20 protein-coding genes are annotated in these 22,108 nt (G+C 62.9%); 6 read left to right on the top strand and 14 right to left on the bottom strand.

The genetic code is table 11. The annotated features are described in order from the left end of the window. Positions 1 to 3,618, top strand: coding sequence for a TM0106 family RecB-like putative nuclease (locus ARUE_RS05335; protein ID WP_014920987.1), 3,618 nt, complete (start codon positions 1 to 3; stop codon positions 3,616 to 3,618). Here the strand turns inward: ARUE_RS05335 and ARUE_RS05330 are convergent. The 12 genes from ARUE_RS05330 to ARUE_RS05275 all read right to left on the bottom strand — a co-directional run bounded on the left by ARUE_RS05330 (position 3,605) and on the right by ARUE_RS05275 (position 14,882). After that, positions 3,605 to 4,402 carry a triose-phosphate isomerase family protein gene (locus ARUE_RS05330; protein WP_014920986.1) on the bottom strand — a complete coding sequence of 266 codons (798 nt, stop codon included), beginning with the start codon at positions 4,400 to 4,402 and terminating at the stop codon, positions 3,605 to 3,607. The genes ARUE_RS05335 and ARUE_RS05330 overlap by 14 nt on opposite strands. Before the next feature lie 6 nt (positions 4,403 to 4,408). Beyond that, complete coding sequence (locus tag ARUE_RS05325; protein ID WP_011773842.1) at positions 4,409 to 5,758, bottom strand: MFS transporter; 1,350 nt, start codon at positions 5,756 to 5,758, stop codon at positions 4,409 to 4,411. A 147-nt stretch (positions 5,759 to 5,905) separates the two neighbouring features. Next, complete coding sequence (locus tag ARUE_RS05320; protein ID WP_014920985.1) at positions 5,906 to 6,670, bottom strand: SDR family NAD(P)-dependent oxidoreductase; 765 nt, start codon at positions 6,668 to 6,670, stop codon at positions 5,906 to 5,908. 19 nt (positions 6,671 to 6,689) lie between these two features. After that, positions 6,690 to 7,679, bottom strand: a complete 990-nt coding sequence (locus ARUE_RS05315) for a 3-hydroxyacyl-CoA dehydrogenase family protein (RefSeq protein ID WP_014920984.1) — start codon at positions 7,677 to 7,679, stop codon at positions 6,690 to 6,692. A 2-nt stretch (positions 7,680 to 7,681) separates the two neighbouring features. Further along, complete coding sequence (locus tag ARUE_RS05310) at positions 7,682 to 8,164, bottom strand: ribose-5-phosphate isomerase (protein ID WP_014920983.1); 483 nt, start codon at positions 8,162 to 8,164, stop codon at positions 7,682 to 7,684. Beyond that, entirely contained in the window at positions 8,161 to 9,915 is a 1,755-nt protein-coding gene (gene dhaL / locus ARUE_RS05305) for a dihydroxyacetone kinase subunit DhaL (RefSeq protein WP_014920982.1), read from the bottom strand. Before dhaL ends, ARUE_RS05310 begins: the two co-directional genes overlap by 4 nt. Before the next feature lie 3 nt (positions 9,916 to 9,918). After that, positions 9,919 to 10,920 carry a sugar phosphate isomerase/epimerase family protein gene (locus ARUE_RS05300; RefSeq protein WP_043471061.1) on the bottom strand — a complete coding sequence of 334 codons (1,002 nt, stop codon included), beginning with the start codon at positions 10,918 to 10,920 and terminating at the stop codon, positions 9,919 to 9,921. 269 nt (positions 10,921 to 11,189) lie between these two features. Next, positions 11,190 to 11,888: a GntR family transcriptional regulator gene (locus tag ARUE_RS05295; RefSeq protein WP_014920980.1), complete on the bottom strand. Its 699-nt coding sequence runs from the start codon at positions 11,886 to 11,888 to the stop codon at positions 11,190 to 11,192. A gap of 196 nt (positions 11,889 to 12,084) precedes the next feature. Further along, the gene (locus ARUE_RS05290) at positions 12,085 to 13,155 is read right to left on the bottom strand and encodes an alkene reductase (RefSeq protein ID WP_011773834.1); all 1,071 of its coding nucleotides are present in this window, start codon (positions 13,153 to 13,155) and stop codon (positions 12,085 to 12,087) included. Positions 13,156 to 13,312: 157 nt separating this feature from the next. Next, positions 13,313 to 13,936, bottom strand: a complete 624-nt coding sequence (locus ARUE_RS05285) for an SIS domain-containing protein (protein WP_238324528.1) — start codon at positions 13,934 to 13,936, stop codon at positions 13,313 to 13,315. A gap of 26 nt (positions 13,937 to 13,962) precedes the next feature. Continuing rightward, on the bottom strand, positions 13,963 to 14,442 hold the full coding sequence (locus ARUE_RS05280; protein ID WP_014920979.1) for a hypothetical protein: 480 nt from the start codon (positions 14,440 to 14,442) through the stop codon (positions 13,963 to 13,965). Between the two features lie 236 nt (positions 14,443 to 14,678). Beyond that, positions 14,679 to 14,882, bottom strand: coding sequence for a hypothetical protein (locus ARUE_RS05275; RefSeq protein ID WP_011773831.1), 204 nt, complete (start codon positions 14,880 to 14,882; stop codon positions 14,679 to 14,681). A gap of 134 nt (positions 14,883 to 15,016) precedes the next feature. Between ARUE_RS05275 and ARUE_RS05270 the strand changes: the two genes are divergently transcribed. Continuing rightward, on the top strand, positions 15,017 to 16,192 hold the full coding sequence (locus tag ARUE_RS05270) for a zinc-dependent alcohol dehydrogenase (RefSeq protein WP_014920978.1): 1,176 nt from the start codon (positions 15,017 to 15,019) through the stop codon (positions 16,190 to 16,192). Between the two features lie 24 nt (positions 16,193 to 16,216). On the opposite strand, the gene ARUE_RS05265 is transcribed toward ARUE_RS05270, so the two are convergent. Next, the gene (locus ARUE_RS05265) at positions 16,217 to 17,200 is read right to left on the bottom strand and encodes an SDR family oxidoreductase (RefSeq protein WP_014920977.1); all 984 of its coding nucleotides are present in this window, start codon (positions 17,198 to 17,200) and stop codon (positions 16,217 to 16,219) included. 108 nt (positions 17,201 to 17,308) lie between these two features. Here ARUE_RS05265 and ARUE_RS05260 point away from each other — a divergent pair, with 108 nt between their 5' ends. Then, the gene (locus ARUE_RS05260) at positions 17,309 to 17,494 is read left to right on the top strand and encodes a CsbD family protein (protein ID WP_011773828.1); all 186 of its coding nucleotides are present in this window, start codon (positions 17,309 to 17,311) and stop codon (positions 17,492 to 17,494) included. A gap of 105 nt (positions 17,495 to 17,599) precedes the next feature. Here ARUE_RS05260 and ARUE_RS05255 read toward each other — a convergent pair whose 3' ends face one another. After that, complete coding sequence (locus tag ARUE_RS05255; RefSeq protein ID WP_011773827.1) at positions 17,600 to 19,327, bottom strand: purine-cytosine permease family protein; 1,728 nt, start codon at positions 19,325 to 19,327, stop codon at positions 17,600 to 17,602. A gap of 194 nt (positions 19,328 to 19,521) precedes the next feature. On the opposite strand from ARUE_RS05255, the gene bioB reads away from it, so the two are divergent. The 3 genes from bioB (at position 19,522) to ARUE_RS05245 (ending at position 22,102) form a co-directional block, all read left to right on the top strand. Beyond that, on the top strand, positions 19,522 to 20,556 hold the full coding sequence (gene bioB / locus ARUE_RS05250; RefSeq protein WP_051024912.1) for a biotin synthase BioB: 1,035 nt from the start codon (positions 19,522 to 19,524) through the stop codon (positions 20,554 to 20,556). A gap of 116 nt (positions 20,557 to 20,672) precedes the next feature. Continuing rightward, on the top strand, positions 20,673 to 20,780 hold the full coding sequence (bsaP, locus tag ARUE_RS25075) for a biotin synthase auxiliary protein BsaP (protein ID WP_498601250.1): 108 nt from the start codon (positions 20,673 to 20,675) through the stop codon (positions 20,778 to 20,780). Then, a complete protein-coding gene (locus tag ARUE_RS05245; protein ID WP_043471058.1) occupies positions 20,777 to 22,102 on the top strand; it encodes an adenosylmethionine--8-amino-7-oxononanoate transaminase in 1,326 nt (441 codons plus the stop codon). Before bsaP ends, ARUE_RS05245 begins: the two co-directional genes overlap by 4 nt. Positions 22,103 to 22,108: the final 6 nt, after the last annotated feature.

Genomic DNA, 22,108 nt, shown 5'->3' with positions numbered 1-22,108 from the left:
GTGTTCTTTCTCGATCCTGAGATTGCGGGCGCCCCGCAGGACCTGGTGTTCTCGGCCAGCGACCTCGTTATCGCTGCCACGTGCGAGTACCAGTTACTCCGGAAACTCGACGAAAAACTGGGCCGCACGCCAAAGCCTGCTTTCGCAACGGATGCCATGTTGGAGCGCACCGCCAAGCTCGGCGACGTCCACGAACATCGGGTCCTTGATGACTACGTGGCTGAGTTCGGGCCGTGGAATGCGGCTACCAGAAAAGGCGTTTACGACGTCGTCCCCGCCACAGCGATGGACCGCGCCACTCTTTCGGCCAAGCACGCGGAATCCATCGACGCCCTGCGCTCCGGAGCGGACGTCGTCTTCCAAGCCGCTTTCTTCGACGGCCAGTTTCATGGCCGCTCCGACTTCCTGGTGAAGCGCCCCGGCGGGCAGTACGCCGTCTTCGACACCAAGCTCGCACGGCACGCCAAGGTCACGGCCCTCCTGCAGTTGGCCGCCTATGGCGATCAACTCATCCGCGCGGGAGTTACCCCGGACCCCACGGTCACCTTGGTGTTGGGCAACCGGGTCCACAGCGACCACCCCCTCGCGCAGATCCTTCCCGTTTTCAAGGAGCGCCGGGAACGCTTCCTTGGCATGACCGAGGCGCACGTTTCAGGGGCCGTACCCGTGGCATGGGGCGACTCCCGGTACTCCGCGTGCGGCCGCTGTGATTATTGCTCTGAGCAGGTCCGGTTGCATCGGGATCTCCTCATGGTGGCGGGTATGCGGGTCAGCCGGCGCAAGAAGCTGATCGAAGCCGGGGTCACCACCATTGATGAACTGGCTGCCCTCCCTGCAGCGGGCGATGCCACGTTGCTGCGGCTCCGTGAGCAGGCCCGGCTGCAGACCGGCACTGGCACCCCTGACGGCACGGTCAAGTACACGGATAAATCCGGAGAAACCAAGGCCATCAGTTACAACGTGCTGCCGGACAACACCTTGGGCAGGCTACCTGCTCCGGACCCTGGCGACATCTTCTTCGACTTCGAAGGCGATCCCCTGTGGCAGGATCCTGTCACAGGAAAGTGGGGTCTCGAGTACCTGTTCGGTGTCATCGAAAATCCTGTGGAACCAGGGGCTGACCCCGTGTTCCGGCCCTTCTGGGCGCACTCCCGGGCCGAGGAGGGACAGGCTTTTGTGGACTTCCTGGACTATGTGGCCAAGCGGCGCGCCAGCTATCCCGGCATGCACATCTACCATTACGCCGCGTATGAGAAGACGGCCCTGAGGAACCTTTCCTTGACACATGTGGTGGGCGAATCCGCCGTCGACGACCTCCTGCGCCAAGGCGTCCTGGTGGACCTTTACGACACCGTCCGCCACAGCATCCGGATCTCCGAGAACTCGTACAGCATCAAGAAACTTGAACCGCTGTATATGGGGCAGCACCTGAGGTCAGGTGACGTGACCGACGCCGGCGCTTCCGTTGTTGCCTACGCTGACTACTGCACTGCCCGGGACATCGGGAACTCCGACCAAGCAGCTGTGATCCTCGAAGGCATCCGGGACTACAACGAGTATGACTGTCTCTCGACGCTGGAACTGCGCAACTGGCTCCTTGCCCGTGCTGCGGAGCGCTCCATCGTTACAGGGGGTGCGGACGAAGCGCCCCCAGCAGATACCGAATCGGATAACACCGAACCGGATCAGTATGAGGCGGCACCGGAAGAGAAAGCACTATTCGACTACCTCGCCGGATTGCCCGAGGACGAGAGAGCCACTCCCGATTCCCGAGCTATCGGCATCGTCGCCGCAGGCGTCGGGTATCACCGTCGCGAGGACAAGCAGCACTGGTGGGGACACTTCGACCGTTTGGAAAAACCAACCTCCCAGTGGCCTGACGAGCGCGACCTCTTCGTTGTCGACCACGCCGAACTGCTGCAGGACTGGGCAAAACCGACACCTCGGAGCAACCCTGCGCGGCTCGTGAAACTCTATGGCCGGTCCGGTGACGGCGCCGGGCTGGAACCCGGCAAGAAATACTTCCGCATGTACGGCCCTCCCCTGCCGGACTCGCTCCAAGCGAAGGAATCCGCCGCGCTTGGCCGTGCAGGCTGGAACGGAACTTTGGTCACTGAGGTGGGGGACGACGAGGACTTCGAAACGGTCACCATCGCCGAAGGCCTTCGCAAGGACTCCACAGAGTTCAGCCAATTGCCCATGGCGCTTACTCCGGATCCGCCCATTGCCACCAACGGGCAGCGGGCTGCCCTCGCGGCGTTGGCCACAAAGCTCAGTGCCTCGCTACCTTTGTGGCCCCGGGACTGTTCCTTGGATCTGGTGCGCAGGCAGCCACCAAAGCTTCGCTCACTGCCGGCTCTGCCCTCGGTCAACGCCGGACCGGATGGGTACATTGATGCCATCACAGCTGCAGTGGAGGACCTGGACAACTCCTATCTGGCCGTCCAAGGACCTCCGGGCAGCGGCAAGACGTACGTCGGCTCGCACGTCATCGCCCGTCTCGTCGCAGCCGGCTGGAAAGTTGGCGTCGTGGCCCAATCGCATGCGGTAGTGGAGAACATGCTCTGCGCTGCGGTGGACAAAGCTGGAGTGGATCCCAGACGCGTGGCTAAGGAAGTCAAACACGACGACCCCGTGCCGTGGACCCAGTGCGCCAAAGGTGATGTGGAAGAGCTGTTGTCCAAACCAGGTGGAGCCCTCATCGGCGGCACTGCCTGGACCATGGTGGGCAGCTCGGTTCCGGCGGGCTCGCTGGATCTCCTGGTCATCGACGAAGCAGGACAGTTCTCGTTGGCCAACACTATGGCCGTGAGCCGCGCAGCCAAGCGGCTTCTGCTTCTCGGGGATCCCCAGCAACTGCCTCAGGTCACCCAAGGCAAGCACCCCGAACCAGTGGACGAATCGGCTCTGGGCTGGTTGTCAGATGGTTTCAACACCTTGCCTGCCGAACTGGGCTACTTCTTGGCACTCTCGTGGCGAATGCATCCTGAGTTATGCAGCGCAGTTTCAGAACTTTCCTACGACAACAGGCTTGAGGCAGCACCCGCAGCCAAAGAACGCCACTTGGACGGTGCCGCGCCCGGTATCTCCTGCGTTTACGTCCCGCACACCGGCAACTCCACGTCCTCACCCGAGGAAGCCGCGGAGGTTGTCCGGCAGGTCCAAGCTCACGTTGGCCTCAGCTGGATCGACCCGTCACAGCCCACTGAAACACTCTCCGCTGAAACACTGCCCGCTGAAGGCCGGCCCTTGGAGGAGACCGACATCCTGGTGGTCGCCGCGTACAACGCCCAGGTTCAGCTGATCAAACACCATCTTCGTGGCGCCGGATTGGGCAAGGTCCGTGTGGGTACCGTGGACAAGTTCCAAGGCCAGGAAGCTCCCGTGGTCATCGTATCCATGGCAGCGTCTGCAGCCGGAGAGGTACCACGCGGCATGGAGTTCCTGCTGTCCCGGAACCGGATCAACGTGGCGGTGTCGCGCGGTCAGTGGCGTGCCGTCGTCGTGCGTTCACCCGAACTGACCAACTACCTGCCGACTCATCCCGAGGGTCTGGAGAACTTGGGCGGCTTCGTGGCCCTCTGCCAGCGGAGTTTTTGTACAGCTAACGCCCTCTAGAAGGCGTCTTAAGGGCATCTGCTGTACAAAAACTCAGGGCTTCGTCGAGGACCCGTCCGAAGTTGGCGGCGTCGTGGGCAAATCGGCCGAGGAAAAGCCCGGACACCCCGTCCAACTGCGGCAACAGTCCAGGTTTGGCGGAGCCCCCGTAGATGACAGGAATCCCGGCCAATCCGTGCTGGGCCAACGATTCGCGCAGGGCAGCCACCACGCGGGAAACATACTCGGCCGAGGCAGGCTCAGGAGCACCGATCGCCCACACAGGTTCATACGCAATCACCAGTTGGGAGGCGACCGACCAGTCGCCCGAAACGGCTGCCTTGATGTGCAAAAACACCATGGCTGCAGCCGCCTCGGGTTCGAGGACTTCGGTCTCCCCCACGCACAGCAGCGGCGTCAGTCCGGCTTCGACGGCGGCACTCACCTTGAGCGCAATCATCGCCTCATCTTCACCGAAGTAGCGGCGTCGTTCTGCGTGGCCGATCTCCACGAGTCCAACGCCGAGCTCAGCAAGCATGGAGGGTGACACCTCGCCGGTCCACGGCCCGTCGGACCATCCACAGTTTTGCGCGCCCAGGACCAGCGGCGTTCCGGCAAGGAGCCGCGCTGCCTCGGGCAAAACCGGAAAGGACGGGATTACAAAGGGGACCACCCGCCCGGCCGCGAGGGCCGGGCGGGCGTCCACTTCAGCCACCAGCTGTTCCACCCATTCCAGGCTATGCGCGTAGCCCATGTACATCTTGGTGCTGACACCAATGAACACAGTGTCAGGAGCAGGCAGCATCACGGTTTACTTCCCCAACAGTTCGTCAGCCTTGTTGCTGAAGCGCTTGGTGCCGAACATCAGGAGAGCAGCAAGGAACGGCAGCACCCCCAGCGCGTAAACACCCATGGTGCCGGTGTCGGAGGCCGTGACCTCATTGACCGTGGTGCGAAGGATCGGGGCGACGAACCCACCCAGGTTGCCCAGCGAGTTGATCAGACCGATACCCGCAGCGGCGGCAGTGCCGGTAAGGAACGCCGTCGGATATGACCAGCAAATGGGACCTGTGGACAGGAAGCTGCACACCGCCAGCGTGATGAAGATGATCCCGAGTGCCGGCAGCTGGTTGGCGCCGGCCCATGCGGACCCGAAGATGCAGAGGCCGGTGGAGATGAACAATGCAGTACCCCAACGGCGGCGGCGTTCCACCGTGTTGGCAGCTTTGCCGATGAAGTAGCAGGCGAAGATGCCAAAGAACCACGGGATCGCGGCCAGGAGTCCGACGGCGATGCCCACCTTTTGGCCGGTCAGCTGTGCCACCTGCTGTGGCAGGTAGAACGTGACACCGTAGACCGCAACCTGCAGGCAGAAGTAGATGACAGTGAAGTACCAGACCCGGCCGTTGCGCATGGATGCCAGGACACCGCGTGGACCCGTTTCTTCCTTGACGGTGTCTTCGAGCGCCATGACGTCGGACAGGGCCCGTTTCTCCTCCTTGGTAAGGAATTTGGCATCCTGGGGGCTGTTGATGAGGAAGAAGTACGCCGCGATGCCGGCCAGGACTGCGAGCATGCCCTCAACGAAGAACATGACCTGCCAGCCTGCGACGCCCGGAACCTGGTCGCCGATGTTGATGAGCCAGCCGGACAGCGGTGCACCCATCATCTGCGAGAACGGCTGGGCCAGGTAGAAGATGGCGAACATCTTCACGCGGACCTTGTTGGGGAACCACGCCGCCAGGAACATGATGACGCCCGGGAACAGGCCGGCCTCGGTGACGCCCAGCAGGAATCGAAGGATGATGAAGGATGTCTCACCCTGAACGAAAGCGAAGCAGGCTGAAACGATGCCCCACGTAATGGCGATGCGGGCGAGCCACACCTTCGCGCCAAATTTGGTCAGCAACAGGTTGCTGGGGATCTCGAACAGGGCGTAGCCGATGAAGAAGATACCGGCGCCCAGCGCGTAAGCACCTGCGGTGATGCCCTTGTCCACTTCAAGTGCGGCTTCGGCGAAACCAACGTTGGTGCGGTCCAGGAAGGCCACGACGTACAGGATGACAAGCATTGGCATGAGCCGCCGCGATGCTTTGGAGATCGCCGATTTGAGGACCGGCGTGTCCAGCAACTCCTTAGTGGAATTGGTGGCAACAGACATTGAAACTCCTCTTTGAGTGACAGGAAATGACTAATGCAGCCGCGATCAGCGCGGGAAGAAAATGAGCACCATGCCCACTGCGCAGGCAAGGATGCCCACGGCAAGGTAGATCTTTCGTTCTCTTGACCAGGTCTTCATGGACGAGCCCTAGTGCATGTACAGTCCGCCATCCACATTCAGCGTTTGCCCGGAAATGTATCCGGAGTCCTCGCTGATGAGGAAAGCGATGGCGGCTGCGATGTCCCGGGTGGAGCCCACACGGTTCACGACAAGGTCCTTGGTGAGCTCATCTTTGCGTTCCTGGCTCAGCGTTCCGCCCATGATGTCGGTGTCGATGGGCCCGGGAGAGATGGCGTTGACGGTGATGTCGTACTCGCCAAGTTCGCGTGCCGTGGCGCGGGTCAATCCAATGACGCCTGCTTTGGCTACGGAGTACGGGGTTTTGGAGAACGTGCCGCCGCCGCGTTGGGCGGAAACGGAGGAGATGTTCACGATCCGCCCGATGCGGTTCTTGACCATGGATTCGGCCACACGGCGGGTGGCGTAGTGGACTCCGTTGAGGTTGATGTTCAGGACGCGGTCCCACTCGGCGGGTTCGAGTTCCAGGTAGCCAACGGGTGAGCTGACGCCGGCAACGTTGGCCAGCGCGACGATCTGCGGCAGCTCAGCCTCCAGCTCGTCGATGGCTGCGCGGACTTCGGCTTCGCTGGCTACGTTGGCGCCCACACCGTGGGCCTGCACACCATATTCTGCGGCGATTTCCTTTGCTGCGATCTTGCAGGCGGCGTCATCAAGATCGATGATGCCGATGTTCCAGCCTTGCGCGGCCAGGTAGTTGACGGTGGCTCGGCCGATGCCGCGTTCGGAAACGGCGCCGGTGACAATCGCAGTGCGTTCTACGGGGAAAGTCATGTGTTTTCTCCTGAAAGTCTTAGTTGATGGGGGCCGGGCCGAGCTCTTCAATGAGCTTCTGCATGGCGACGTAGGCCTTGTTGCGGTAGGCGATGAGTTCCGGAGTGCGCTCGGCGGGAACGTTGAGGAAGCCGGCGCCGGTCTTGGTGCCGAGCTTGCCTGCTTCCACGAGGTCCGAGAGGATCTTCGGCGTCGCGAAGCGTTCCGGGAATCCGGTCTGCAGCGACTTGTAGCAGAAGTTATAGACGTCCAAACCGGCCATATCCGCGATGGCGAACGGACCAAAGAACGGCAAGCGGAAGCCGAACGTCGTACGCACCAGGGTGTCGACGTCGTCCGCTGTTGCGATTCCCTGCTCCACCAGCTGGGCTGCCTCGTGGAAAAGCGCGTATTGCAGGCGGTTCAGCACGAAGCCGGTGACGTCCTTGACGACGGCGGTCTGCTTGCCTGCAGCGTGCACCAGCTCGCGCGACGCGGCCACGGTTGCGGCAGAAGTTTCAGCGTGAGGGATGATCTCGACGCCCGGAATGAATGGCGACGGGTTGGAGAAGTGCACGCCGAGGAAGCGCTCCGGATTGGTGACGGCTTCGGCAAGGGCAGCGATGGAGATGGTAGACGTGTTGGAGCCGATCACGGCGTCCGGGCGGGCTGCGGCGCTGATCCGGGCCAAGGACTGATGCTTGATTTCCAGCACCTCCGGAACGCACTCCTCAATGAAGTCCGCATCCGATACGGCTTCTTCGATGTCCTTGGCTGCCCATAGGTTCTGCTTCAGGATCTCGGTGGCACCTTCAGGGAAAAGCCCATCCGCGATGAACTGGTCCGACTCCACCAGCAGGCGGTCGAAGTTCTTCTGCGCTACCTCGGCAGAAACATCGGCAAGCGCAACACGCGCGCCACCGAGCGCCAGCACCTGGGCGATGCCGCCGCCCATGTATCCGGACCCGACGACGGCGATCTTCCGGGCTGCGTTGCTCGGGTTTCCTTCGGTTGTTTCGGAAATTGTCATGGTCAGACTGCCTTCGTGTAGTCGGGCTCGTACGAGCAGATGGCGTCCACCTTGGCGGCGGAGGATGAGTTTTGATCGAAGCGGTGGTCGAGCCACTCCCCTACGAGCTTTTTGGCCAGTTCCAAGCCAATCACCCGCTGGCCCAGCGTCAGGACCTGGGCATTGTTGCTCAGGACGGACCGTTCCACGGAGTAGCTGTCGTGGGCGGTAACCGCGCGGATTCCGGGGACCTTGTTGGCGGCAATCGCAACACCCAATCCCGTGCCGCAGATCAACAAGGCCCGGTCAGCTTCGCCCTCAGCCACCTTGCGGGCGGCATCGACGGCGACGTGCGGGTAGGCCGTGGAGTCGTTGAAGCCAACGCCGACGTCCGTCACGGAAGCCACGCGCGGGTCCGCTTCCAGCAGGGCAAGGAGTGCCTGCTTGTACTCGACACCGGCTTCATCGTTGCCGACGACGATGCGCCAGCCGTGGTTGTTGCTCATGCTTGGGCTCCGTTTCCGGCCGCTGCCGCTGAAGAAGCGGTGGCCAGTTGTGAATCGATAAATTGCGAGATCCTGGCGGCGATCAACCCAAAGGACACCGCACCCGGATCAGGGTGCCCGATGCTCTTTTCCGCGAGCGGTCGCGCCCGGCCCTTGAGCGGCCGAAGTTCAGCTGTCTTCGCTGCAGCGGACTCGGCTGCCGCAGCGGCAACTGCCAGGGCCCGGTCAACGGGAGTACCGCCGTCGAGTTCTGTGAGGAAGGTGTCCCGGAACGGCAGGAGCGCGTCCACCATGGTCTTGTCCCCGGGATCCGCTTTGCCGAGTTCGGTGATGGCCCGCACGAAGGCGTCCACAGCGGCGGCCGCGTCCTCCGAGGTGTAGCTTTCACGGTTCCCGAGCGACTGCCCGGCCGCGATGACTGCCGAACCCCACAGCGCCCCGGACGTCCCGCCGGCCCGCTCGCTCCAAGCTTCCCCGGCTGCTGTCAGAACGCGCGCAACGGAAGCACCTTCGGCGCCTTCGCTTGCGGCGGCGGCAGCATCGACGCCGCGCCGCATGCCGATGCCGTGGTCACCATCGCCGGCGATCGCGTCCAGCTTGCCGAGTTCCTCTTCATGTTCGACGACGACGTCCCGCACCTGGGCGAGGATGGCCACGGCCTGCCGCCCGAGTTCAGCCGCTGCCGGGGTGGGCTGCTCGACGTCGGCGGTTTCGGCGTCGTCGATTGCTGCCTCGGCGCGTGGCGCGCGGGGCGCCATGCTGCCCTTGCGGAACGCCGGGGTGTCAGCCGGTGCAGCCCAGTACTGCTCAAGTTCATCGTCCAACCACAGCAATGTCAGGGAGAGCCCGGACATGTCCAGGCTGGTCACCAGCTCACCGCACTCGGGCTCCACCACGGTGAGGCCTGCCGCCGTCAGTAGTTTCTCGATCTTGCCGAACAGGAGGAAGAGTTCGTCATACTTCACCGTGCCAAGGCCGTTGACGATAGCCACCACGCGGTCCGCGGCGTCCTCAGGTTTGTCCGCGAGCAGCTTGGTGACCAGCAGCTCCGCCAGCTCGGATGCGGTGGGCATCGGGTGCTCGGAAATTCCGGGTTCGCCGTGAATCCCCAGGCCCAATGACATCTGCCCTGCAGGAACATGGAACAGCGGATCCTTGGCGCCGGGAAGCGTGCAGCCGTCAAAGGCCACACCCAGCGAACGGGTCCGGTAGTTGGTCTTGATGGCCAGACGCTCGACGGCGTCAAGGTCCAGTCCCGCTTCGGCGGCGGCGCCGGCAATCTTGAAAACGGTGAGGTCCCCCGCGATGCCGCGGCGCTTCTCGAGCTGCTCGATCGGAGCGCTGGCGATGTCGTCCGTGACGGTGACAGTGCGGGTTTCGATGCCCTCAGCGTTGAGCCGGAGCTGCGCCTGGCCGAAGTGCAACACGTCGCCGGCGTAGTTGCCGTAGCTGAGCAGCACTCCACCACCGGCGTTGGCCGCCTTCGCTACACGGTAAACCTGGCCGGCCGCCGGGGAGGCGAACATGTTGCCGCACGCCGAACCCGTTGCAAGGCCTGGGCCTACCAGCCCGGCGAAGGCCGGATAGTGTCCCGAGCCGCCACCAACCACCAGGGCAACCTGGCCGGAGGGGACTTCCGTGGAGCGGACCACACCGCCGTCAACGCGTGCGACGTAGCCACGGTTGGCAGCCACGAAGCCGTCCAGCGCGTCATCGGCAAAGTCTGCCGGGTTGTCGAAAATCTGTGTCATTTCCTAGACTCCTGCGAGCTGCGTAGCCGGTACTTGGCGCCCCTGGGCTACCTGGCTCTGGCCGAGCTCATAGCCGTCGGTCTTGGGCAGGACGTGCCGGCGGAGGTAGTCCTGGTTGCTTGCCGTGACGCTGAGGCCATCGCCGCCGTAGTGCTCGGTGCAAAGAATGCCTTGGAAGCCGACGGAAACCGCAAACTTGAAGGCCTCGCGGTAGTTGATAAGGCCGCTTTCCATGGGCGCCGGCATGGTGATGTAGCTGTCCCGGGCCACGTCTTCGTCCCGGATGTAGTTCTTCATGTGCCAGTAGTTGGAGTACGGCAGGGTCTTTGCCACCATCTCGCGCCAGTCCTCGATGGGCCGGTGCAAACGGATCAGGTTGCCAAGGTCCGGGTTCAGGCCAACGTTGTCCAAGCCGATGTCCTGGACCAGTTGCACTGAGGAGTCAGCGGTTCCGAGGTACGTGTCTTCGTACATTTCCAGGGAGAGGAGGACGCCGGCCTCGGCCGCATGCTTCCCAAGCTCCCGGATGCGGGAGACGGCGTTGCCCCACGCCTCCTTGTCCCCCACGGGGTCCTTGTAACCCTCGACGGTCCAGAACCACAGCTGCTTCTGCTGCTCAGGGGTGATGGCCTGGTGAAGTCCGAAGGACACTACTTCACAGCCCAGCTCCGCAGCGGCGTCGATGGTGCGGTGGCTGTAGGCGAGGTTGTCCGCCCAGTCCGTGGCATGGATGACGCTGCGGCGGATGGCGGAGATCACCGGCACGCCAATGCCCACTTCATCAGCGGTCTGTTTGAACTCGGCAAGTCGTTCCTTGCTGAGGTCGCCCGGGCGAACCCAGCTATCGGTGAGGTCTGCGTTAGCGAAACCGGCATCCTTGACTTCCTGGAGAACGGCGGCCCAAACGGATGCATCGGCGTCGTTGACCTGTTGCCCTGCAGCATCCGCGCCGGGGAACTGCAGGAGGGCCGCGGTGATGGGCCAATTCTCGGCGGTGTACGCCATGATGATCACTCCTTCGTGGAATCCTGTTTCCTATAGGATTTACGAACGATGGAACACTGTCAACCCTTTTGCGAAACTTCCTAGATCCTATATGTCTTACATATGTGAAGTGAAGAGGGTCACTTTGGCTGTCGACGTGGGCGCGGGGCGCACCACTTGACGCCAAACGCCCCCGTAACCACTGGTGCGCACAGCGGAAACGGGTGCGCAACCGGCACCAAAGGGGCGCGCCGGGCGGAAACGGGTGCGGCTCAGGAGGAGTGCCGGGCCTAGTCCTCCGGCGCGTCTGCCATCGCTCGGCCGCGCACCTTCTGGACGTGATCCACCATCATGGAAGCGGCCCTTTCCGGGTCCCCGCTGATCATGGCGTCCAGGACGGCCTGGTGCTCAGCGATCGCTTGCTCGGCGTCGGTGATGCCCACTCCCCCAAACAGTCGGAAGCGTTGGATCTGCCCGCCCAGCGTGTTGTAGGCGGCTAGCAGAAATTGGTTGCTGGCTTGCGCGGCGATGAGTTGGTGGAAGCGCTCATCGGCTTCCAGGTAACTGCGGTACTCCGCAAACGACCCCCCACGGGGAGCAGTTTTCAGGTCCTCCACAGCTTGCTTCAGAGCGTCAAGACCGTCGGGGGTCATCCGCGAACAGGCCAATCGGGCGTTGACCGGCTCAATGGACAACCGGGCCTCCATGAGTTCGGCAAAGTCCTCGCGGGTGAACACGGGTGCCACACGGTAGCCCTTTAGCGCCACACGCCGCACCATTCCCGTGTGCTCCAAACGGGCCAACGCTTCCCGCACCGGCGTCGGCGAAACGTCGAGTTCGCGAGCCATCCCGTCGATGCTCACCGCTGCCCCGGGCTCCAACCGACCATCCATGAGCCACTCGAGGAGGGCTTCGTATACAGTGTCGGCCAGCACTTGGCGGCTGACAGGAAAGCCAGCGCGGGCAACGGACGGGGAAGGTTCAGCCATGGCACAAATCCTATAGGAATGCACGCGCCGGGCGAGGAAGCGGTCCTGTCACATTCCCCAACGAGCTCGCATAAGTGGTTGTTATCAAGGCTCAGAACAACCACTAGTGCCAGTCAGTTGGGCGAGCACGGGTTAAACCACGACGTCGGCGCCCAGGCGGGTGCCGACGTCGTGGTCTATCTTGGGGTGCTGCGCTTTAGTTCGAGTAGAACGGGTAGTCCGTGTAGCCCTCGGCGCCGTCTGCGTAGAAGGTGGAGGCGTCCGGCTCGTTGAGTGGCAGGCTTTCACGCCAGCGGCGTGCGAGGTCCGGGTTGGCAATGGCGGGGCGGCCCACCACTACGGCGTCGGCAAGGCCGTCTTCGATGATGGCGAAAGCTTCGTCACGGGTAGTGATTTCGCTGAAGCCGGTGTTCACCAGGAACGTGCCGTTGAAACGCTCGCGGAGACCCTGGACCAAGGCACTCTTGGGGTCATGGTGGAGGATGCTCAGGTAGGCCAGGTTCAGTGGTGCGATGGTGTCCACCAAAACCTCGTAGGTTGCGCGGACGTCGGCGGCGTCTGTCTCGGCAATTCCCTGCACATTGTGCTCGGGGGAAATGCGGATGCCTACGCGGTTTGCGCCGAGCGCCTCCACCACGGCGTTGACTGTCTCGATCACGAAGCGGGCCCGGTTCTCCGGGGAGCCGCCGTAGCTGTCAGTGCGCACGTTGGAGTTGGGCGCAAGGAACTCGTGCAACAGGTAGCCGTTGGCGGAGTGAAGCTCAACGCCGTCGAAACCTGCCTCGATGGCGTTCGTGGAGGCGGTGACAATTTCCTGGATAACTCCCGGGAGCTCGTCGGTGCGGAGTTCGCGCGGTACCGGGTAAGCCTGCTTGCCGTTGGGCGTGCGAACTTCACCTTCGATGGCGACGGCGCTGGGGCCAACGATCTCGTGGCCACTGGTGATATCGGCGTGCGAAACGCGCCCGCCGTGCATGATCTGCGCAAAGATGCGGCCGCCCGCAGCGTGAACAGCGTCGGTGACCTTCTTCCAGCCTGCGATTTGCTCCTCCGTGACGAGCCCCGGCTGTCCCGGGTATGACTGGCCGGCGGGCGTGGGATAGGTGCCCTCGCTAACGATCAAGCCGAGGGAAGCCCGTTGCCGATAATGCTCAGCGATCAATGAACCCGGCACCCCGTTCTGACCCGCGCGGAGGCGCGTCAGGGGCGCCATCACCAGTCGGTTGGAAAGTTCAAGCTCGCCGAGGGCCAGAGGGGAAAACAGCATGCGCAGTTCCTTTCAGATTGAATCACGTTCATCCTGCGCAACTGTATGGCGTCTGCAACTATTCCGAAGGAGGCGCAGATCACATGCCAAAGTAGCTGGCAGTAGCGGTAGTTCTGACGCTTCAAAACAACCGCTACTGCCAGTTAGTTGGGGCGTATCACTCCGGCTTGATGTTCTTCAGTGCGTCTTCGAAGCACTCGCAAAGCGCCAGCACCGCCACTAGGTGCGCTTCTTCGGCATGTGGCGGATCGGTGTCGATGCAGATGGCTTCATTTACCGACTGTGCGAGGTCCTTGGATTCCTTGCCGGTCAGTGCCCATAAGCGTGCACCTTGCGCCTTCGCGGCGGCGGCAGCCTCCCGGAGTTCGTCGGTGATCCCTTTCGCGGCGAGCAGGACCACGATGTCACCCCGGCGAACCTGTTTGGATACCTGCTCGCTCATGCTTCCGGCGGAGCCGTCAGAACCAGCCGCGGCCTTGGTGATGGAGATGGCTTTGAACCCCGAACCGCTCACGGGATCGTGGGCATTCAGTTCGGATGTGAACCTCTGCGCCTCGTGGGAGGATCCGTCGCTGCCTGCGGCGAAAACACTCCCGCCGCGCAACCTGACACGAGCCAGTTCCTCGCCCCACTCGGCAAGCCGCGAAGATTCCCGGCGCAGTGCTGCCACAGCCGGCCCGATCTCGCCTAAGTGCCCCAAAACCACATCGACTGCATGCCTGTTGGCCTTCGTCTCAGTGGCGCGCATCGCCTGACCTGTTCGCCTCACCACGATACTCACTTCCTGCCTCCGTTTCTTCGCTGAAACTATAGGTTCCTGTCACCCTCACGCGTCGAGCCGTCACGTGGTGTGCCCTCGCGCCCGCTGCGGTCCCTGGTGAGACGCTCACCCTCGGCGACATGGGAGCGATCGCGGTCCGCGTCATGTGAGCGGTTCGCGTCATGTGAACGGTCCGGGTTCGTCTTCGGGTCCAGTTTGTCCGCATGGCGAAGTTGTTCTTCGACGCGCCCGTGGGCTTCGTTGGCCTTCTCGGCGTGGCGTTCCGCGTCCTTTCGGAGTCGTTCCGCCTCGACTTCGGCCTGCAGCGCGTTGGCCTCCGCCTGTGCAGATTCGGCCTTCGCCTGGTGTGCGCCGATGGCTTCCTCAGCCGCCTTCTCGCGCAACTCTTCGGCGCGGTGGCGGTTGACCTCAGCCTTTTTCCGACGCCCCACAACAACTGCGACAATCACAGCGGCGATGACGACGACGGCCAGCACGATAATAAGTACCAGTTGTCCTGTATCCATGTGGATTACCTCCCTGGTGAGCGGCTTCTGTGGGCGCCGCTCGTGGCCCACGCTGTGCTTGGTACCTCTGGTGTACCCCGCTGGGGCAACCTCGAAACGGTGCGGGCCTTTCAGGCGGGCAGCTTCATTCGGAAGCCACAACGGCTTTGGATAACGCGATCACTCCTCGGTCAGCTCTGCCCGAAAACTCTCTCCCTCCATCAGCTTAACACCATCAATCAGGGTACTTACTAGTTTCAGCTCCCCGTCGCTTCCGGTTGCTCCCTGGCGCGCTTCTCTTCCGGAGTCTCACCGCTTTCGTCCGGGATGAACGTGGGGTCCAGTTCGGTGGTGAAATCGCCCGTTCCGGCCTCACCGCTGTCATGCTCGACGGCGGCAGGCACCTCAGGCTCCGAGGCTTTGGACGGCGTCACTTCAGCTTCGTTCGGTTGGTCGCTCATGGCCTCAATCTAAGCCCGCCCCTTGGCGGTGTCGAGGGGCCGGGCAGCCTTGTGCGCCCGCGCTATCTCTGCTTCGCTGGGAGGGTCTCCAGCAGCGAGGGACCCAGCCAGCCGTAACGCAGGGAGAACCAATCGTGAAAGCAGTGACATGGCAGGGCCGGCGTTCGCTCAGCGTCGAAGACGTCCCGGACCCCTCCATCCAGGAACCCACGGACGCGATTGTCCGGATTACCTCCACAGCCATTTGCGGCTCCGACCTCCACCTCTATGAGGTGCTGGGCCCCTACATGCATAAGGGCGACGTCATCGGCCACGAGCCCATGGGAATCGTGGAGGAGGTGGGCTCTGAAGTCCACCGGCTGAAGAAGGGCGACCGCGTTGTAGTGCCGTTCAACATCTCTTGCGGGCATTGCTATATGTGTAACCAAGGCCTTCAGTCGCAATGTGAAACGACGCAGGTGACAGCGAAGGGATCAGGGGCGGCACTTTTCGGCTACTCCGAACTTTATGGCTCGGTCCCGGGCGGGCAGGCGCAATATCTGCGTGTTCCCTTCGCGGACTATGGCCCCGTCAAAGTCGATTCGGATGCTCCGGATGAGCGTTACCTGTTCCTCTCGGACATCCTGCCCACAGCGTGGCAGGCAGTTGAGTATGCGAACGTGCCGGAGGGTGGCACGCTTGCTGTGCTCGGGCTCGGTCCCGTGGGCCAGTTCGCCGCGAGGATTGGCGTCCACAAGGGCTTCAGGGTGATTGGCGTAGACCCGGTCCCGGAGCGCCGCGCGATGGCGGAGACGCATGGCATAGAGACCATGGACTACAGCTCCCACGTCGCCGAGCAGATCCGTGAGCAGACGCTGGGCCGCGGCCCGGACTCCGTGGTGGACGCCGTGGGTATGGAAGCTCACGGATCCCCGGTGGCATCTTTCCTTCACCGGGCGGTCTCTTTGCTCCCGGACAAGCCGGCGCAGGTCGCCATGGAAACCATGAGCGTTGACCGGCTTGCCGCGCTTCACACCGCGGTGGACCTGGTGCGACGAGGCGGGACCATTTCACTGAGCGGCGTGTACGGCGGACAGGCCGATCCGATGCCCCTCCTGACCATGTTCGACAAGCAAATCCAGCTCCGCATGGGTCAATGCAATGTTCGCAGTTGGATTGACGATCTGCTCCCCTTGGTGGAGGATGACGCCGATCCGCTGGGGGTCATGCATCTGGTCACCCACACGGGAGGACTGGATGAGGCACCGGCCCTCTACGAGAAGTTCCAGAAGAAACAGGACGGCTGCATCAAAGTGGTGCTCAAGCCCTGACACATCCCCGGACGTCAGAGTCCACTAGGCCAGGTGCTTTCCGCCGGTCACGCCAATGACTGATCCTGAAATGTAACTGGATTCTTCGGTGGCCAGCAGCACGTAGGTGGCGGCGAGTTCGGCAGGCTGCCCCGCCCTGCCCAGCGGGGTGTCCTGACCGAACTTCTCGATCTTTTCCGCGGGCTGCGTGGGCGGTTGCAGGGGTGTCCATACGGGACCCGGCGCCACTGCATTGACCCTGATCCCCTTGGGTCCGAGTGATTCTGCCAGGGAGAAGGTCATGCTGTTGATGGCCGCCTTGGTGGCTGCATAGTCCATCAGCGACGGACTGGGATGGTAGCCCTGAATGGAAGAAGTGTTGATGATCGCGGCGCCGGGCTTCAGGTGCGGCAAGGCGGCCTTGGTGAGCCAGAACAGCGCATAGACGTTGGTTTTGAAAGTCCGATCGAACTGTTCGCTGCTCAGGTCCTCCATGCCCTGCGCGGTGGTCATCTGGAAGCCCGCGTTGTTCACCAGGACGTTGAGGCCATCGAATTCGGCCACGGTCTGGGCGATGACTTCCTGGCAGAACTCTTCGTCCTGCAAGTCGCCCGGCAATGCCAAGGCCCTGCTGCCGGCGTCTTCGATGAGCTGGACGGTCTGCTCGGCGTCCTGTTCTTCTTCGGGCAGGTAAGTGAACGCGACATCTGCGCCTTCGCGGGCATAGGCAATGGCTACTGCCCTGCCGATCCCACTGTCGCCACCAGTGATCAATGCCCGCATGCCCATCATGCGGTGATGTCCCACATAGCTTTGCTCGCCGTGATCAGGCCTCGGGTTCATCGCCTCCGTCCATCCGGGATAGTCCTGTGTCTGCGGCTCAAATTCTTGGGACGGATACTTGGTTCTCGGATCTGTCTCATCCTCGGGATCGTCCGGGGTGTTGATGACGTGGTTCACCAGCGCCATGGCGATGTCCTCGTCGAGCTCGGTTTGCTCCGTGTCTTCGTTGCGGGTCTCCTCAGCCATGATCTCAGTGTAAGCACCCTTACGATTCGTGGGAGATGTTCAGGAAGTACCCAGAATTGCTCGTTAGCCTAGCAATCGTCAGTGTTGGATTACATCGAAGGAGAGCCCATGGGACTCGGAGACAAGATCAGCAACAAGGCGCAGGAAGTCACCGGCAAGGCGAAGGAAGCCTTGGGTGACGCCACGAACAACCAGAAGCTGCAGGCCGAAGGTGTCGCTGACCAAGCGGCTGCCAAGACCAAGCAGGCCGGCGAGAACGTCAAGGACACCGCGAAGGACGCCTTCGACAAGTAGGCCGCAGCACACTAAACACACAGCGCAACGCCCCGGCTCCCCCAATGGAAGCCGGGGCGTTCACGTAAACCCAAGCAGGTGCTGTCCCTCAGTTGGGTTGGGGGACTACTTCTGTGCCGGGAGTACCAACTCGCCCGACTTGTCCGTAGACAAGGCGAGGGATGAGATGTACTGGGGTTCGCCGTCGGGCCCGTCCTGGGCTGAGCGGAGCATGTCCGGGCGTTCGAACTCAAGCCCGGTAACGTGGCAGAGGAGCTTCTGGTCGCTCGGGTTACCGTCGGCGTCGAACATGGGCAGGTCGATGCCGTCGTCGGTCCGGCGAAGGTAGTAGCGGCCTCGCGTCACCAGAGCCAACACAGGCGGCAACACCAAGGCCAGGCCCACGGCGAAGATCGGCGAGAACGGTTGGACCGCTGCACCGAATGCCCCGAAGAACACTGCAATGGACACCCCGGCAGAGACGAGCATGGATACGAAGCCCACCGGGTTCACGGCATAGAGCATCCCGCGGCGGAATTCCGGGACCTTGGGCGAAATCTTCAGCAGGTACTTGTTGATGGCTATGTCCGAGGCCACCGTGACAACCCAGGCCATGGCGCAGTTGGCGTAGAAGCCCAGGATCGTGTTGAGGAACTCGAACATGTTCGATTCCATGAGGATCAGCGCGATGACCAGGTTGACCACCACGAACACCATGCGGCCCGGGTAGGTTTTGGTGATGCGCGTGAAGGAGTTGGTCCAGGCGAGCGATCCGGAGTAGGCGTTGGTGACGTTGATCTTGATCTGCGAGATGACCACCAGCACCACGGCCAGGGTCATGGCGAGCCAGGCCGGCATCATCTCTTCGTAGACGCCCAGGAACTGGTGAACCGGCTCATTTGCGGAAGAAGCGGCTGCGGGGTCGAGCTTGGCGATGAGGTAGATCGCAATGAACAGGCCAATGATCTGTTTGATGGCACCGAAGATGACCCAGCCTGGTCCGGCGAGGATCACTGCGCGCCACCAAGCACCCTTGTTTTCGGCGGTCTTGGGCGGCATGAAGCGAAGGTAGTCGATCTGCTCCGCGATCTGCGCCATGAGGGACAAGCAGACACCTGCGGCCAGCATCACCGAAGCCAGGTTGGGGCCGCCTTCGCCGGAAGCACCCGTGAAAGCGAAGAAGGCATCGATGCTCTCGGGATGGGACAGCAGCAGGTAGCCCACGGGAACCACCATGAGCAGCAACCACAGGGGCGTGGTCCACACCTGCAAGGTGGCCAAGGTTTTCATCCCGTAGATCACCAGCGGAATGATGATGATGGTGGACACCGCATAGCCGATCCACTGCGGAATGCCGAGGCCCAGCTGCAGCCCTTGGGCCATGATGGAGCCCTCGAGTGCGAAGAAAATGAACGTGAAGGTGGCAAAGATGATGTTGGTGACCACGGAGCCGTAGTAGCCAAAGCCCGAACCCCGGGTGATGAGGTCCAGGTCAATGTTGTAGCGGGCTGCATAGTAGGCCAGCGGGAATCCTGTGGCGAAGATGATCACTGCCGCCACGATGATGCCAAAGATCGCGTTCACTGTTCCATAGGCGATGCCGATGTTCGCGCCGATCGAGAAGTCGGCCAGGTATGCAATGCCACCCAGGGCACTGGTCGCCACCACACCGGCGCTCCATTTCCGGTAGGACCGCGGGGCGAACCGGAGCGTGTAATCTTCCAGGCTCTCTTTCGCGGCACTCATCGCGTCGGCGTTGCCTGCCGCCGGTATGCCCGTAGTACCGATTCCGACGGCGGTGCCTCCCGCCGTCGTCGGTTCCAGTGTGGCGGTGCTCGCCTTGTCGTCGGTCATTCGTCGTCGCTTTCGTCGGGGACTTTGCCTCGCCCACGACGCTAGTCACGCAGCGCGTCAATTCAGTCACGTCCATGTTTCGCAGCTGTAACTTCTGCACCAGCTGCCCCGTGCGTTCAAGTCCAAAATCAACCAGCTCGGTTTGTGTGCACCCCACAAAATTGCCCGTCACCAGCACGGATACCGTCAAGGACATGACCACCAGAGCAACCCAAGCACCCCGGGAAACCGCCTCCTACGCCATCCTGGAAACCGCCCGCGAGCAGGTCCTCGAACGGGGCGAAGGCCTGAACGAATCCCAACTCATCCACATCCTGGAGCTCCCCGACGACGCCATCCCGGAAGCCCTGCAACTCGCCCACGAGGTTCGCCTCAAGCACTGCGGCGAGGACGTGGAAGTGGAAGGCATCATCTCCATCAAGACCGGCGGCTGCCCCGAGGACTGCCATTTCTGCAGCCAGTCCGGCCTGTTCGACTCCCCCGTTCGTGGTGTGTGGCTGGACATCCCCGAGCTGGTCAAAGCAGCCAAGGAGACCGCCGCCACGGGTGCCACGGAGTTCTGCATCGTCGCCGCAGTCCGTGGCCCGGACATCAAGCTCATGAACCAGATCAAGTTCGCGATTGACCGCATCAACGAGGAAGTGGACATCAACATCGCGTGTTCCTTGGGCATGCTCACGCAGCGCCAGGTGGACCAGCTGGCCGAGTGGGGCGTGCACCGCTACAACCACAACCTGGAAACGGCCCGGAGCTACTTTCCCGAGGTCGTCACCACCCACAGCTATGAGGAACGCCTGGAAACTTGCGCCATGGTCAAAGCCGCCGGAATGGAACTGTGCTGCGGTGCGCTGATCGGAATGGGCGAGTCGCTGGCGCAACGGGCTGAACTCGCCGCGCAGCTCGCCGCCCTTGAACCGCATGAGGTTCCACTGAACTTCCTCAACCCACGCCCCGGCACGCCGTTGGAGAACCAAGGCATCATGGACGGCAAGGACGCCCTCCGTGCCATCGCCGCGTTCCGGCTCGCGATGCCGCGCACGGTGCTCCGCTACGCCGGCGGCCGTGAACTGACCCTCGGCGACCTCGGCACCCGGGAGGGCCTGCTCGGCGGCATCAACGCCGTGATCGTGGGCAACTACCTCACTACTCTGGGCCGCCCCGCCAATGCCGACCTCAACCTCCTGGTGGAGCTCAACATGCCCATCAAGGAATTCCAGAAGTCACTGTGACCACCGCAGTTTCACAGCAATTCTGCGGGCACTGCGGTGGCGAAGGCGGTGACGGTGCCTACGGTGGTGACGGCCCGACGTCGGACGCCCACCACAGCTGCCAACAGCGCCTGGCGATGGAGCCGCCGCGCTTTTGCCCACAGTGCCGACGCCGCATGAAAGTGCAGGTAACGCCCTTGGGGTGGACGGCTGAATGCTCCCGGCACGGGAGGCTGATGTCATGAGCTCGCTGATCGATCGCGACCGGGCCACGTTGTGGCACCCGTACGCGCCGGCCTCGGCAACGCTGCCGCTCTGGGAAGTAGAAGCCGCCGACGGCGTGGCGCTGCGACTCCGTAACGAACAGGGGCGGACGCATGAGGTGCTGGACGCGATGTCGTCGTGGTGGTCGGTGATCCACGGCTACCGGAACCCCATCATGGACGCCGCCATCCAACGCCAGCTCAGTACTTTCAGCCACGTGATGTTCGGTGGGCTCACGCACCAACCAGCTGTGGAACTCGCGGAAACCCTGTTGGCCATGGCACCGGGCGAACCGGGCCGACGCTTGGAACGCGTGTTCCTGGCAGATTCCGGTTCCATCTCCGTGGAGGTCGCCCTCAAACTGGCAGTGCAGTTCCAAACGGCCAGTGGACTGCCCAAACGGCAGCGCTTCCTGACGATCCGCGGCGGCTATCACGGTGACACCTTCGCGGCCATGGGCGTGTGCGATCCCGTGGACGGCATGCATTCCTCATTTCCGGGGTTGTTGGCCGGCAATGTCTTCGCCCCGCGTCCGCCTGCGGCGGCAACGGCCACCGCAGCAGCCATGGAGCAGTGGCGGGCCGCAGTGGAAGAGCTGGCCCGGCTCCATTCCAACGAACTCGCCGCGATCATCGTGGAGCCAATGCTCCAGGGTGCGGGGGGAATGTTCATGTACCCGGCCAAGTGTGTTCGGATCTTGCGCGGGATCGCGGACCACCACGGTTTGCTGCTGATCCTGGACGAGATCGCCACGGGATTCGGGCGAACCGGCGAGCTCTTCGCGGCGCAGCACGCGGGGGTCGTCCCGGACATTCTGTGCGTCGGCAAGGCCCTGACCGGCGGTTACCTCACCCTCGCTGCGACGCTGTGCACGGGCGACGTTGCCCGCACGGTTTCCGCAGGCGAGGCGGGGGCTCTCCTGCACGGGCCAACTTTCATGGCCAATCCCCTGGCGTGCGCCGCAGCAAACGCAAGCCTGGGCATCCTTGCGGCGGGCGGTTGGAGCGCGGACGTGTCACGCGTCGGTGCCGCTCTCACGGCAGGCCTGGCTCCGGCAGCGAAGCTCGACGCCGTTACGGACGTTCGTACCTTCGGCGCCGTGGGGGTCATTGAGCTAACCGACGCCGTGGATGTCACTGCGGTGACTCGCGCCGCCGTGAAACACGGGGTGTGGGTACGCCCGTTCAGGAACCTCGTCTACGCGATGCCGCCGTATGTCAGTACCGCTGCCGAAGTGGGCATGATGGCCGCTGCGATGGTGGCTGCCGTAGAGGAAACCTCCAACCAGCGGGTGGCTGCGTGAGCGCCG

The sequence above is a fragment of the Arthrobacter sp. Rue61a genome (genome assembly GCF_000294695.2).
GTDB lineage: Bacteria > Actinomycetota > Actinomycetes > Actinomycetales > Micrococcaceae > Arthrobacter > Arthrobacter aurescens_A.
The sequence above is the reverse complement of the archived record's forward strand: the minus strand, read 5'-3'. Positions and strand labels throughout refer to the sequence as shown.